This window comes from Xanthomonas sp. BRIP62409, assembly GCF_003992965.1.
GTDB lineage: Bacteria > Pseudomonadota > Gammaproteobacteria > Xanthomonadales > Xanthomonadaceae > Xanthomonas > Xanthomonas euroxanthea.
Map to the genome: position 1 here is coordinate 83,865 of NZ_QEZJ01000031.1, position 13,953 is coordinate 97,817.

11 protein-coding genes are annotated in these 13,953 nt (G+C 66.2%); 2 read left to right on the top strand and 9 right to left on the bottom strand.

Going from position 1 to position 13,953, the window contains the following annotated elements; genetic code table 11:
• Positions 1 to 13 precede the first annotated feature (13 nt).
• A complete protein-coding gene (locus EO170_RS18935; RefSeq protein ID WP_047125205.1) occupies positions 14 to 1,015 on the top strand; it encodes a magnesium and cobalt transport protein CorA in 1,002 nt (333 codons plus the stop codon).
• Positions 1,016 to 1,289: 274 nt separating this feature from the next.
• On the opposite strand, the gene EO170_RS18940 is transcribed toward EO170_RS18935, so the two are convergent.
• A complete protein-coding gene (locus tag EO170_RS18940; RefSeq protein ID WP_126947355.1) occupies positions 1,290 to 2,654 on the bottom strand; it encodes an NAD-dependent succinate-semialdehyde dehydrogenase in 1,365 nt (454 codons plus the stop codon).
• 270 nt (positions 2,655 to 2,924) lie between these two features.
• Here EO170_RS18940 and EO170_RS18945 point away from each other — a divergent pair, with 270 nt between their 5' ends.
• On the top strand, positions 2,925 to 3,335 hold the full coding sequence (locus EO170_RS18945; protein WP_104649069.1) for a hypothetical protein: 411 nt from the start codon (positions 2,925 to 2,927) through the stop codon (positions 3,333 to 3,335).
• 156 nt (positions 3,336 to 3,491) lie between these two features.
• Here EO170_RS18945 and EO170_RS18950 read toward each other — a convergent pair whose 3' ends face one another.
• The 8 genes from EO170_RS18950 to EO170_RS18985 form a co-directional block, all read right to left on the bottom strand.
• Complete coding sequence (locus tag EO170_RS18950; protein ID WP_126947358.1) at positions 3,492 to 4,340, bottom strand: ABC transporter permease subunit; 849 nt, start codon at positions 4,338 to 4,340, stop codon at positions 3,492 to 3,494.
• The gene (locus tag EO170_RS18955) at positions 4,337 to 5,251 is read right to left on the bottom strand and encodes an ABC transporter permease subunit (protein WP_047125201.1); all 915 of its coding nucleotides are present in this window, start codon (positions 5,249 to 5,251) and stop codon (positions 4,337 to 4,339) included. Before EO170_RS18955 ends, EO170_RS18950 begins: the two co-directional genes overlap by 4 nt.
• Complete coding sequence (gene potA, locus EO170_RS18960; protein ID WP_126947361.1) at positions 5,248 to 6,378, bottom strand: polyamine ABC transporter ATP-binding protein; 1,131 nt, start codon at positions 6,376 to 6,378, stop codon at positions 5,248 to 5,250. The genes EO170_RS18955 and potA overlap by 4 nt, the downstream gene beginning before the upstream one ends.
• A gap of 252 nt (positions 6,379 to 6,630) precedes the next feature.
• Entirely contained in the window at positions 6,631 to 8,121 is a 1,491-nt protein-coding gene (locus tag EO170_RS18965) for an efflux transporter outer membrane subunit (RefSeq protein WP_164741100.1), read from the bottom strand.
• Positions 8,122 to 8,125: 4 nt separating this feature from the next.
• Positions 8,126 to 9,712, bottom strand: coding sequence for an MDR family MFS transporter (locus tag EO170_RS18970; protein WP_104582146.1), 1,587 nt, complete (start codon positions 9,710 to 9,712; stop codon positions 8,126 to 8,128).
• Positions 9,709 to 10,911 carry an HlyD family secretion protein gene (locus tag EO170_RS18975; RefSeq protein ID WP_104649074.1) on the bottom strand — a complete coding sequence of 401 codons (1,203 nt, stop codon included), beginning with the start codon at positions 10,909 to 10,911 and terminating at the stop codon, positions 9,709 to 9,711. Before EO170_RS18975 ends, EO170_RS18970 begins: the two co-directional genes overlap by 4 nt.
• Before the next feature lie 192 nt (positions 10,912 to 11,103).
• Complete coding sequence (locus tag EO170_RS18980; protein WP_126947367.1) at positions 11,104 to 12,219, bottom strand: polyamine ABC transporter substrate-binding protein; 1,116 nt, start codon at positions 12,217 to 12,219, stop codon at positions 11,104 to 11,106.
• A gap of 214 nt (positions 12,220 to 12,433) precedes the next feature.
• The gene (locus EO170_RS18985) at positions 12,434 to 13,810 is read right to left on the bottom strand and encodes an aspartate aminotransferase family protein (protein WP_126947370.1); all 1,377 of its coding nucleotides are present in this window, start codon (positions 13,808 to 13,810) and stop codon (positions 12,434 to 12,436) included.
• Positions 13,811 to 13,953: the final 143 nt, after the last annotated feature.

The following is a 13,953-nucleotide window of genomic DNA, read 5'->3' on the forward strand; positions in this document are numbered from 1 at the left end:
CCAGGATGCGTCCATGAACCACCACGGCCGCCATCCGGACAACCCCTCCTGCGTCATCACCTGTGCCTATTACGACGGTGAGGGCGAACGCCACGACATCAGCCTGGAGCAGATCAGCGACGTGCTGCAGCGCCCGGATGGGTTCGTCTGGGTGGGGCTGTACGAGCCGCAGGAATCGGTACTGCACAAACTGCAGGACGAGTTCGGCCTGCACGATCTGGCCATCGAGGATGCGCTCAAGGCGCACCAGCGCCCCAAGGCCGAGAGCTACGGCAACTCCCTGTTCGTGGTGGTCAACACCGCGCAGCTGGTCAACGAGCGCATCCGCTACGGCGAGACGCACGCGTTCCTGGGCGCGCGCTTTCTGTTGACGGTGCGCCATGGCGCATCGCTGTCGTATACGCCGGTGCGGCACCGGGTCGAACGCGAACCGGCCATGCTGCGCATGGGCGCCTCGTTCTGCCTGTACGGCGTGCTCGATTTCGTGGTCGACAATTATCTGCCGATCATGGACGAGTTCCGCGACACGCTGGAAGGCCTGGAAAAGGACATCTTTGCCGACAACTACAAGCGCGAAACCGTGGTGCGCCTGTACGAGCTCAAGCGCGAACTCAACAAGATGCGGCTGGTGGTGGCGCCGCTGCAGGACGTGCTCTCGCACCTCAAGCGCAACCCGGGCTCGCTGATCCACGACGAAGTCGGCATCTACCTGCGCGACGTGCTCGATCACGCGGTGCGCATCAATGACGCCATCGACACCTTGCGCGAGATGCTGGGCACCGCGCTGAGCGTCAACCTGTCGATGGTGACCCTGGCCCAGGGCGAGACCGTCAAGCGCCTGGGCGCCTGGGCCGCGCTGCTGGCCGCCCCCACCCTGATCACCAGCTGGTATGGCATGAACTTCACCCACATGCCCGAACTGGACAAGCGCTACGCCTACCCGCTGCTGGTCGCCGGCGTGGTCGCCTCGTGCCTGGTGCTGTATCGCCTGTTCAAGCGTGCGCGGTGGCTTTGAGGGCCGCGTTGCGGCCTGGGAATCGGGATTCGGGATTCGGGAATGGGTAGAGCAGGTTTTTCTGACTGCTGAGTGTTGGCTTGGCACAGAGCTGCTGGAGGTTCCCGCACTGCACGTACTGCAAGGCGCGCTGGCTCTGCACTGGCTGGTTTGAAGGCGTCGGCATCATCGTGGGCTGCCCGTACCCTCATCCGCCCTTCGGGCACCTTCTCCCGAGGGGAGAAGGAAGGCCTGCTTTTACGAATCCCCACTCCCGAATCACCAATCCCAGCACTCAAGCCACATAGATCGTCTTGATGTTCATGAACTCGTGGATGCCGTGCTCGGCCAGCTCGCGGCCGAATCCCGAGCGCTTGATGCCGCCGAACGGCAGGCGTACGTCGCTCTTGACCACCGAATTGACGAACGCCGCGCCGCACTGCAATTGCTGCGCCACGCGCTCGCCGCGCTTGGCATCGGAAGTCCACACACTGCCGCCCAGGCCGAAGCTGGTGTCGTTGGCCACGCGTACCGCCTCCGCCTCATCGCGCACGCGAATCACCGAGGCCACCGGACCGAAGAATTCTTCCTCGTAGGCCGGCATGCCCGGGGCGACATGATCGAGAATGGTGGCCGGATAGCCGGCATGCGAACCAGGCACCGGTTCGCCGCCCAGCAGCACCTTGGCGCCTTTTTCCACGCTGGCTTGTACCTGCTTGTGCAACTCGTCGCGCAGATCTGCACGGGCCATGGGCGCCAGCGTGGTGCCCTCCTGCTGCGGGTCACCGAGCACGCGCTTGGCGGCGGCGGCCACGAAGCGTTCGATGAAGCGATCGGCGATGGCGTCCACCACGATGAAACGCTTGGCGGCGATGCAGGTCTGCCCGCTGTTGTCGAAACGCGACTGCACGGCTGAAGCGACGGTGTGCTCCAGGTCGGCGTCTTCCAGCACCACGAACGCGTCGCTGCCGCCCAGTTCCATCACGCACTTCTTCAACTGATCGCCCGCATTTGCAGCCAGCGACCGTCCGGCGCGCTCGCTGCCGGTCAGCGTCACTGCGGCGATGCGATCATCACGCAGCACATCTGCGGCCTGATCGTTGTCGATATGCAGCACGTCGAACACGCCGGGCGGAATACCGGCGGCATCGAGCACCTGCTTCATCGCATCGGCGCAGCGCGGCACATTGCTGGCGTGCTTGAGCAGCGCGACATTGCCGGCCATCAGCCCCGGGGCGAGGAAACGAAACGCCTGCCACAGCGGGAAATTCCACGGCATCACCGCAAACACGCAACCCAGCGGCTCGTAGCGCACATAGCTGGACTGCGCCTCGGTCGGGATGTCGCGCGGTGCCAGATATTCGGCCGCATGCTCGGCGTAATAGGCGCAGGCCTGCGCGCACTTGTCCACCTCGGCCAGCGCCTCGTGTCGCAGCTTGCCCATCTCGGCGGTCATGATGCGCTGCAACTCGTCGCGCCGCCGGGTCAGCTCTTCGCCCACGCGCCGCAACAGCGCGCCGCGCTCGGCCAACGGCAGCGCCGCCCACTGCGGGAATGCCTTGGCGGAAGCAGCCAGGCGCGCTTCGATGCCGGCAGCGTCGAGGGTCTGCTGGGTATGCTCGACCTGGCCATTGGCCGGGTTGACGGTGTCGTAGGACATGACGGTCTCCTGTTACAGGCCCGTCATGCTAGTCGGCGGGAAGTTGCAGCCGCGTCACAACCGCAGCAAATCGCTGCAACGCTGTGTTTACCCACGCCGCGACGCAATGCCGCACCTCCATCGCACCGCTCGCGGATCACTGGCAACCGGAGCAACGCTTCCAGCCACGCTAACGAAAGCGGCCCTGCCCTGTCCCGACCGTCCCACCGCACAAAAATGCTCTAGCATTCGGCACTTGGCAGCTTCATCCATTCACGGAAGACCACCACGATGCGCCGGGATCTGATTGTTCTAGTTGTACTTGGCATCGGCGCCTGCCTGCCGGGGTGCGCCGTCCTGCAGGACATGCTGCACGGCCCGCGTCCGGGTCCGAACGGATTTGTCACCGTGAGCTGCACCAACACGCTGCCCAATCCCAGCCAACCCTGCGAGGAACAGGCGCTGCGGGCCTGCTCGGACACTGCCATCCGCCAATTCGTTACCGCGCACTCGTCGCCGAACATGGTCACGATCTATCCGAGCAGGCAGAAATCCAAGGACGACGGAAAGAACAAGGACAAGGATCGCGCCGACGAACAACCCAAGGTCGAGCAACAGGGCTACGACATCAGCGCCGAGTATCAGTGCTACCTGACCAAGCCGCAGCCCTGGGACAGCGGGTACACGCCTCCGGCCAGGTAACAGCGGCCCAACCAACTGCCGTGCCCGGCGTCCGGTGGCCGCATCAGGCGTCCGCAATCGGCGTGCAGCCATCGTGGATGTCGGTGGCGTCGGCGTTCGCAGCCGTCTGGCCGCCGCTGGTGGCGATGCATTCGCCACACTCATATTGGTGCCTGCTCAGGAAGCAGCTTGCAGCGCCAGTTGCGCATCGCGCTGGCGGCGTTGTTCGCTGCGCGCCAGCAGCCACCAACCGATCGCTGCGGCGACCGACACCGCCAGCACCATCAGCGTGGCAAGCGCGTTGATCTTGGGGCTGATGCCCAGCCGCACCGACGCGAACACCTTGATCGGCAAGGTGGTCGAACTGGGCCCGGCCAGGAAGCTGGCGATTACCACGTCGTCCAGCGACAGCGTGAACGCCAGCAGCCAGCCCGATGCCAATGCCGGAGCGATGATCGGCAAGGTGATCAGGAAGAACACCTTCAGCGGTGTCGCGCCCAGATCCATCGCCGCTTCTTCCAGCGAGCGATCCAGTTCCTGCAGGCGCGAGGAAATCACCACCGTCACGAACGAGACGGTGAAGGTGACATGCGCCGCCCAGATCGCCACCGCGCCACGCGGTGCGATGCCGAGCACGCCGCCCATCGAGACCAGCAACAACAGGATCGACAGGCCGATGATCACCTCCGGCATCACCAACGGTGCGGTGATCAGCGCACCGAACAGGGTCTTGCCGGGGAAACGCCGCATGCGCACCATCGCCAGCGCCGCCATCGTGCCCAGCACCGTCGATGCCCCGGCTGTCCAGAACGCGACCTCCAGGCTGACCCAGGCCGCATCCAGCAGCTGGCGATCGCGCAGCAATTCGCCGTACCAGCGCGTGGAAAAGCCGCCCCACACCATCGCCAGCCGCGAGGCGTTGAACGAGTAGACCATCAGCAACAGGATCGGCAGGTACAGAAAGCCGAAGCCCAGCGCGAGCACGCTGCCACCCAGCACGCGACCACCGCGCCAGGCGCGCATCATGTCAGCCGCCCTTCCAGCTCGCGCTGCTGATACCGGTGGAAGAGCACGATCGGCACCAGCAACAGCAGCAACATCACCGTGGCCACCGCAGCGGCCACCGGCCAGTCGCGATTGTTGAAGAACTCGCCCCACAGCACGCGGCCGATCATCAAGGTGTCCGGCCCGCCCAGCATTTCCGGAATCACGAATTCGCCCACCGCCGGAATCATCACCAACATGCAGCCGGCCACGATCCCGTTGCGCGAGAGCGGCAAGGTGATGCGCACGAACGCCTGCCACGGCCGCGCGCCCAGATCGTAGGCGGCTTCGAGCAGGCGCCGATCGTGCTTGACCAGGTTGGCGTACAACGGCAGCACCATGAAGGGCAGATAGCAGTACACGATGCCGATATAGGCGGCGAGCGGTGTGTACAGCAACTGCAACGGCTGGCGGATCACTCCCAGCGCCAGCAGCGCCTGATTGAGCAATCCGTTGCCGTCGAGGATGCCGATCCAGGCGTAGACGCGGACCAGGAACGAGGTCCACGACGGCAGCACCACCAGCATCATCGCCACGTTGCGCGTGGCCAGCGGCAGCCGCGCAATGACATAGGCCATCGGGTAGCCGATCAACAGCGCAAACACGGTGGACAGCGCGGCGATCCGGATCGAACTCGCATACGCCGCCAGGTACTGGCTGTCGTGCAGCAGGACCAGATAGTTGCCCAGATGCAGCTTGACGCTCACCGCGCCATCGGCCGCGATGGCGAACAGCGGCGTGTACGGCGGCATCGCGGTGGCGCGCTCGGCGAAGGAAATCTTCAGCACGATCAGGAACGGGATCGCGAAGAACACCAGCAGCCACAGATACGGTGCGGCGATCACGCCCCAGCGCGCGCCCGGCACTGCTGCGCGGAACAGGCGGCGCCTCATGTGGTGAGCACCACGCCGTCGTCCTCGCCCCAGCTCAGCCATACGGTGTCGCCCCAGGTCAGCGCTTCGCTGGCCCAGCGCTGCCGATTGGCGAAGTTGGCCATCAGTTTGAAGCCACCGGGCAGGCGCACGTGGTAGACCGAATGGCTGCCGAAATAGGCGATGTCCTCGATCACGCCCTGCGCCTTGTTGCAGGGCTGGGCGGGTTCCTCCTTGCCGATGACCAGTTTTTCCGGACGCAGCGCGAACGCCACCGCCTGCCCTTCGAAACCGGTGATGCCATGGCCGACCCGGATACTGGCGTCGAATGCCGGGGCCTTCAGGCTGACGTGGTCCGGTTTGTCCTCGACGATGACCGCATCGATCAGATTGACCGAGCCGATGAATTCGGCGGCGAAGCGGTTGGCCGGTTGTTCGTAGATTTCGTCCGGGGTGCCGACCTGCTGGATCCAGCCCTGGTCCATCAATGCGATGCGGGTGGCCATGGTCATGGCCTCCTCCTGATCATGGGTGACCATGACGCAGGTGACGCCGGAGGTCTCGATGATGTTGACCAGCTCCAGCTGCATCTGCGAGCGCAGCTTCTTGTCCAGTGCGCCCATCGGTTCGTCCAGCAGCAGCAACTTGGGCCGCTTGGCCAGCGAACGCGCCAGCGCCACGCGCTGCTGCTGGCCGCCGGAGAGTTGATGCGGCTTGCGCCTGGCCAGGCTGCCGAGCTGCACCAGCTCCAGCATCTCGCCCACGCGCGCCGCGATTGCGGCCTTGGGCAGGGCTTCCTGCTTCAGTCCAAAGGCGATGTTCTGCTCCACGCTCATGTGCGGAAACAGCGCATACGACTGGAACATCATGTTGATCGGGCGCTCGTACGGCGGCAGTGCGTCGATCGGCTGGCCATCGAGGACGATGCGGCCCTTGGTCGGCCGCTCGAAGCCGGCCAGGCAGCGCAGCAAGGTGGACTTGCCGCTGCCCGAGCCGCCCAGCAACGCGAAGATTTCGCCCTTGCGGATCTGCAGGCTGACGTCGTCGACCGCGACGACGCCGTCGAACTCCTTGCGGACCTCGCTGATGCTCAGATAGGCGTTGTCGCCAGCGGAAAGCGGCGCCGCTGCGGCCTGGGTAAGTGCCATGAACCCTCTCGTTTGCGAAGCGTGGCCCGGCAATGACTGTGCACCGCAAGACGCCGGGGCCGCCAGTGCCCGGTGCAGATGCCGGCACCGGTCCCCTTCAGTTCAATCGCGTGCTCTGCCACCAGCTGACGCGAACCCGGCATGTCTGATGCGCACCTGCCAGCGCGGGTAGCGCAGCAGGGTGGTGCCGGCAGCGGCAGGGCAGCACCCTGCCAGGACCAGCGTGCCCATGCCCGCCGCAACCGGTCGCGATCAGCGTGCCTCCTGCACCGGCGCGCTCCAGCCCAGCCCCAGGCTCTTCTGCAGCGCGACGTAGTTCACCAGCAACTGCACCTGCGCCTGTGCGGCAGCGTCCTGCGCCGACAGCTGCTGGCGTTGCACGTCGAGCAGATCGATCGACGAGGTGGCACCGGCATCGCGGCGTTGCTGCATCAACCCGGCCGAACGCGTTGCCGAGGCTTCGGCCTGCCGCGCCACCACCAGTTGCTTGCGCGCCGAGCCGAAACGCGACAACGCGGAGTTGGCGTCCTGCAACGCCGCCAGCACCGCACCCTCGTAGGCCGCCTCGCGGCCGGCGTTGCCGGCACGCGCCTGCTCCACCTGCGCGCGGGTCTTGCCGAAATCAAAGATCGACCAGCGCAGCATCGGCACCGCCAGCGTGGTCAACGCGTCGGAATTGAAATCGCTGGGCGAACCGGCCACCCAGCTCAGGCCGCCCAGCAAGGTCACTTGCGGGAAATAGCCATTCAACGCCTCGCCGATCTGCGCGCTGGAGGCCGCCAGCTCGCGCTCGGCCTTGCGCACATCGGGGCGGCGACGGATCAGGGCGCCGGCATCGTCCACGCGCACCTGCGTGGGCAGCATCGGCAACGGCTGCGGCGCGCGCAACTGCGCATCCAGCGCGCCGGGCGCGCGCCCCACCATCAACGCCAGCTGGTCCAGCGCTTCCTGCGATTGCATCTCCAGCGGCAGGCGTTGCGCTTCCTGTTGCTGCACCTGCGTGGCGATCTGCTCGACCTGCAGGTCCGAGGCCGCACCACGCGCGCGGCGCTGCTGGGTCAGGCGCAGGGTCTGCCCGATCTTGTCCAGGTTGGCATCGGCGATCGCCAGCCGTGCCTGCAGGCCGCGGTAGTTGAGGTATACCTGCCCCACTTCGGCCGCCAGCTGCACCTGCGCATCGGCCAGCTCGGCTTCCGAGGCCTGTGCCTGCGCCAGGGCGCCTTCGGCGGCGCGACGGCGGCGGCCAAAGAAATCCAGCTCCCAGCTGGCATCGAAACCGGCGCTGTAGATCTGGGTCTTTTCCAGATCCAGCGCCTCGCTGCCCTGGGCCGGTGGCTGGCCGTTCTGGCCATTCTGCAAGCCGCCCAGCGTATCGACGATGGTCTGCGGCGGCTCGGCGTACGCATACACCGCGCTGGCGTTGAGCTTGGGCAGGCGCTCGGCACGGCGCTGGCTGGCCAGTGCGCGGTTGGCGCGCAGCCGCGCCTGCGCCGCACGCAGGTTGGGGCTGTCGGCCAGGGCCTGGGTGACCAGCTGGGTGAGGGTCGGATCGTGCAACTCCTCCCACCAGTGATTCAGCGGCGCGGCAGCGACCACGTCGGCGCCACTGGCGCGATGCAATGCGGGCGCCTGCATCGCCGCATCGGCCACTGCCGGCGCCTTGGTGTAGTTGGGACCCAGCATGCAGCCGCCGAGCAGGACCGCGCTCAACGCCGCGGCCAGCGGCATGCGGATCAGGCGCATGGAATCAGTGCATTGCAAGGTGCGCCCCCTTGGGTAACGGCTTGAGCAAAAAGGCCAGCGGAATCGTGCAGACCACGATCACGCCGAAGATCCAGAACAGATCGCTATAGGTCATCACCAGGGCCTGCTGCTGCACCAGGCGCGCCAGCTGCGCAACCGAGCGAATGGCCGCCTCGCCGCCGGCGCTGCCCTGCATCTGCGCGGTCAGGCCGGAAAGAAAATCCTGCGCGCGCGAGGAATTGGCAGTGATCGCACTGCCGATGGTTTCGGTATGGAAGGTCATGCGGCGCTCCTGGAAGGTGGAGATCAGCGCAAGCCCCACCGAGCCGCCCAGGTTGCGGCCGGCATTGAACAGGCCGGACGCATCGCCGGCCAGCTCCGGCGGCACCGAGGAGATGGCAGCCTGGTTCAGCGACATCATCGCCAGCGCCAGGCCACAGCCCTGCAACAACTGGCCGGCGACAAAATGCATGCCGACGGTGTCGGCGGTCAGCGACAGATTGGCAAAGCAGGCCGCGGCAAAACAGATCAGCCCGGCGATCACCAGGATGCGCACGTCCACCACCTCCAGCAGCTTGGGCATCATCGGCATCAGCAGCACGGTCGGCAGGCCCGACAGCAGCAGCACGTAGCCGGCCTGCTCGGTGTTGTAGCCGGAGATCACCGCCAGGAACTGCGGAATCATGTACATGACGCCGAACAGGATCATGCCCACCGCCATGATCATCACGAACACCGCGCCGAAACTGCGGTGCAGCAACAGTGACAGGTGGATCACCGGCGGCCGTTTGCGGAACTGGCCCACGACCAGTGCAGCAAATCCGCTGAGCGCGATCACGCTGAGCGTGTTGATCTCGCTGGATTCGAACCAGCGCTCGCGCTGGCCCTCTTCCAGCACCACGGTGAGCCCGCCCAGGCCGGCGGTCAGGCCGTAGATACCCAGCCAGTCGGCATTGAGCAGGCCGGCCCAATCGCCTTTTTCATGCTTGAGGCCGAGCAACAGCAAGGCCACCAGGCCGACACAGATCGGCACGTTGATGAAGAACGCGTAGTGCCAGCTGACGTTTTCGGTAAGCCAGCCGCCGAGCAGCGGGCCGATCACCGGGCCCATGATCACGGTCATGCCGAACAGCGCGGTGCCCATGGTCTGCTGACTGGGCGGCAGGCGCGTGGCGACGATGGTCAGCGCGGTGGGAATCAGCGCGCCACCGGCCAGGCCCTGCCCCACACGGCCGATGATCATCATCGTCAACGAGGTCGACAGCCCGCACACCACCGAAAACGCGGTGAACATCACCGCGCAGATCAGCAGGAAGTTGCGCAGGCCCAGCGTGCGCACGAACCAGCCGGTCAGCGGGATCATGATGATCTCGGCCACCAGATACGCGGTGGAGATCCAGGTGCCTTCGGTGCCGCTGGCGCCGACCTCGCCCTGGATGGTGGGCAGCGCCGCATTGACGATGGAGATGTCCAGCGTCGCCATGAACGAGCCGATGGTGCCGGCCAGCACCGCCAGCCAGGCGCCCGGCTCGGCCTTCTCGCGTTGCGCGCTGCCGCCGGCACGCGGGCCGGTGGCTGCCGCTGCACTCACTGCGCGCGCTCCTGCGCCTGCACGCGATCGGATTCCTCCTCGGCCCGTTGCTTGGCGTCCTTGGCCGAGCGCGTGTCCACGGTGACCTCGACCGACATGCCCGGCACCAGCACCTTGCGTGCCTCCTCGCCGGCCAGCACGCGGATACGCACCGGCACGCGCTGCACCACCTTGGTGAAGTTGCCGGTGGCATTTTCCGGCGGCAGCAGTGCGAACTGCGAGCCGGTCCCCGGCGACAGGCTCTCGACCTTGCCGTGCAGCGTGACGCCCGACAAGGCATCGACCTCGATTTCGGCCGGCTGGCCAGGACGCATCAGGCCGACCTGGGTTTCCTTGAAGTTGGCGATCAGGTACAGCGATTCCTGCGGCACGATGGTCATGGTGCGGGTACCCGCCCCGAGGAACTGGCCGACCTGCACGGTCTTGTCGCCGACGCGGCCGTGGATGCGGCTGGTCAGCAAGGTGTCTTCCACCGCCACGCGGGCCTGGTCGGCGTCGGCAGTGGCCTGCTTGACGCCGGCCTGGGCCTGTTCCAGTTGCGCGTTGCTGGCCAGGATCTGGCTTTGCGCACCCTTGGCCTGCGCCTGCGCGGCCTGGTACTGCGCGCGTGCGCGTTGCAGTTCGTGCTGCAGGCTTTCCTGGTGTTCGTGGGTGTCCGCGCCGGAGGCGGCCAACGGCGCGAAGCGCTTCACTTCGGCCTGGGCAAACGTCAGGCTCGCCGCTGCCGAGCTCACCTGGCTACGTGCCTGCACCAGCGCCGACTCCTGTGCGGAGACATTGGCGGTGGCAGCGGCGATATCGGCCTGGCGCGCGGCGATTGCGGCCTCGGCCTGCTGCAGCGTGGCCTGATAGGTACGGTCGTCGATCTGCAGCAGCGGCTGGCCGGCCTCCACGATCTGGTTGTCGCTCACCATCACCTTGGTCACGTAGCCGCTGACCCGCGGCGCCACGGCGACCGAATCGGCCTGCAGGTAGGCGTTGTTGGTGTCCTGCATGTAGCGGCCCTTGATCAGGTAATAGGCCAGCCAGATCACCAGCAGCACCACCACCAGCACCCCGACCACGATCAGCGTCCACTTGACCTTGGGATTCTTCAACGGCGAGGGCTTGGGTGGCTCCTGCTCGTCGTGCGCGCCGCTGCCTTGCGCATCCGTGCCCGAAGGCTGGCCATCGTTGGACTGCTGGTCGTGATTGCTCAAGGTGGGGTGTCCTGTGTCGTGGGCGAGGCGCGCGCGACGGGCCGCATCAGCGGTTCGGCGAAGGCGGCGCAACCATACAATTATTTGAACCGCCCGGTACAGATTGCGTGATGACCGCAGTCAGCGTCCGCTCGGACTTCCGGACAAACGCCGGCGGACGCTCCTACAGGAATAAGACAGCGATGGCGGCTGTCAGCGCCCGGTCTTGATCTCGGTCCACAGCCGCGTATACAGCCGGTCCACCTCGGGCGGATTGATCGCATAGGTGAACATCCGGGCGGTCACCTCCGGCGGCGGGTAGATGGTGGGGTCGTTGCGGATCGCCGCGTCCACCAGCGGCGTGGCGGTGCGCACCGGGTTGGCGTAGTGGATGAAGTTGCTGTTGGCCGCGGCCACCTCCGGCTTCAACAGATAATTGATGAAGGCGTAGGCGTTGTCGGGGTGCTTGGCGTCCTTGGGAATGGCCAGCATGTCGAACCACTGCGGCGCGCCTTCCTTGGGGATTGCGTAGGCCACCTTGATGCCGTTGCCGGCTTCCACCGCGCGGTCGCGCGCCTGGATGATGTCGCCCGACCAGCCCACCGCCAGGCAGGTGTTGCCGTTGGCCAGCGAGGTCACGTACTGGCTGGAATGAAAGTTCTGCACATACGGGCGGATCGTCTTGATCAGCGCGGCGGCCTTTTCGATGTCGGCCGGTGCGCTGCTGTGCGGATCCAGGCCCAGGTAGTTGAGCGCGATCGGAATCAGGTCCGAGGGCGTGTCCAGCAGGGTCACGCCACAGTCCTTCAACCTGGACAGGTTCTCCGGCTTGAATACCAGGTCCCAGCTGTTGGCGACCTCGGTGTTGCCGAAGATCGCCTTGAGCTTGTCCACGTTGTAGCCGATGCCGGTGGTGCCGATCATGTACGGCACGCCATAGGCGTTGCCCGGGTCCTGCGCGGCAATGCGCCGCATGATGTCCGGGTCCAGATTGGCCAGATTGGGGATCTTGGCCTTGTCCAGCGGCAGGAACACGCCGGCCTGGATCTGCCGGCCGAAGAAGTTCAGCGTGGGCACCACCACGTCGTAATCGCTGCCACCGGCGAGCAGCTTGGTTTCCACCATCTCGTCGCTGTCGAACACGTCGTAGGTGACCTTGATGCCGGTGCTCTTTTCGAACGCGGGAATGGTGTCTTCGGCGATGTAGTCCGAATAGTTGTAGACATTGAGCACCTTGGCCTGCGCCTCGGCGTCGCCGGGCGCATTGCGGCTACCGCAGGCGGCCAGCAAGGTAGTGGACAGCGTCAGGGCGAGCAGTCGCAGCGTCATGCGGGTCTCCAGGGCAGCGCGATCAGGGCGGACCGGTGTACGGCCGGTCGGAGGTCCAGCCTACCCATGGTGTTTGTGTTTGCACAGCGTGGCGTGGCGCAATTCCCGCGTGCACTGCGGCAGGCGGGCACGGCCGATGCCGGAATCGCACCGGCCCGCCGCCCTTTGCACATGCGCGCGAGACCTTCAGCCTCCGGAGCTGCGCCGGCAGGGCTTACACCGCGCCGACGCCCAGCGCCTGCGCGGTATCGTCCAGCGCCGCCCAGGCCTTGTCGAATAGTTCGTCGATCTGTTCGCGGGTGATGATCAACGGTGGCGACAGCAGCATGGCGTCATGGGTGGCACGCAGGATCAGCCCGCGCCGCAGCGCGAAATCACGGCACAGGGCGCCGACCCGACCGCGCTCGGGAAAGTAGGCGCCGCGCCGACGTTTGTCCGGCACCAATTCCAGTGCCCCGACCAGCCCGGCGATACGCGCCTCCCCCACCAGCCGGTGTTCGCCCAGCTCGGCCCAGCGCTGCGCCAGATACGGTGCGATGTGGGTGCGCGCGCGTTCCACGATGCCCTCGTCCTGCAGCAGGCGCAGGTTCTCCAGTGCCACCGCCGCGCAGACCGGATGCCCCGCATAGGTGCCGCCATGCGCCAACTCGCCGCCCTGCGCCTTGAGCACACCGGCCACGCGGTCGTTGAACATTGCCGCTGCCAGCGGGATGTAGCCGGAGGTGACGCCCTTGGCCAGCGTCATCACGTCGGGCTGGAAGCCGAAATACTCCGCACCGAACCAGGCACCGGTACGCCCGAACCCGCAGATCACCTCGTCGGCGACCAGCAGCACGTCGTAGCGCCGGCAGATGCGTTCGATTTCCGGCCAGTAACTGCGCGGCGGGATGTACACCCCGATCGCGCCCATGATCGGTTCGCCGATGAACGCCGCCACCTGCTCCGGCCCGAGCTGCAGAATCCGGTCTTCCAGCCGACGTGCCGCCAGCAGTCCGTAGGCCTCGGGGTCCATGTCGCCGCCATCGCCGAAGTGATACGGCGGCGCGATGTGGTGGATATCCGGGATCGGCAAGCCGCCCTGCCTGTGCATGCCTTTCATGCCACCCAGGCTGGCGCCGGCCATGGTGGTGCCGTGATAGCCGTCATGACGGCCGATGAAGATGCGTTTTTCCGGCTGCCCCTGCACCGCCCAGAAATGCCGCACCAGCCGCAGGATGGTGTCGTTGGCCTCCGACCCGGAATTGGCGAAGAACGCATGGTTCAGATCGCCCGGCGTCAGCTCCGCCAGCTTGGCAGCCAGATGGATGGTGGGCTCGGTGGTGCACTGGAAGAAGCTGTTGTAGTACGCCAGCTGTTCCATCTGCCGCGCCGCCGCCTGTGCCAGCTCCTTGCGCCCGTAGCCGACGTTCACGCACCACAAGCCGCCGAACGCATCCAGCAACTTGTTGCCCTGCGCGTCCCAGACATACACGCCCTCGCCACGGGTCAGGATGCGCGTGCCCTTTTCGGCCAATGCCGCGTTGTCGTTGAACGGATGCAGGTGATGGGCGGCATCGAGCTGCTGCAAGGTTTCCAACACAGTAGGGTGCACGGCTTGCTCCGGAAGGTGGCTCACGCCAGTGGCGCGAATGCAGTGGCGTTACGAAAGGCAGCTGGCGCAAAACGCATCGGACGCCTGCAGTAAACGTAGGCCTGGACCATGGCCAGACGACCTGCCCTCATCCGCCCTTCGGG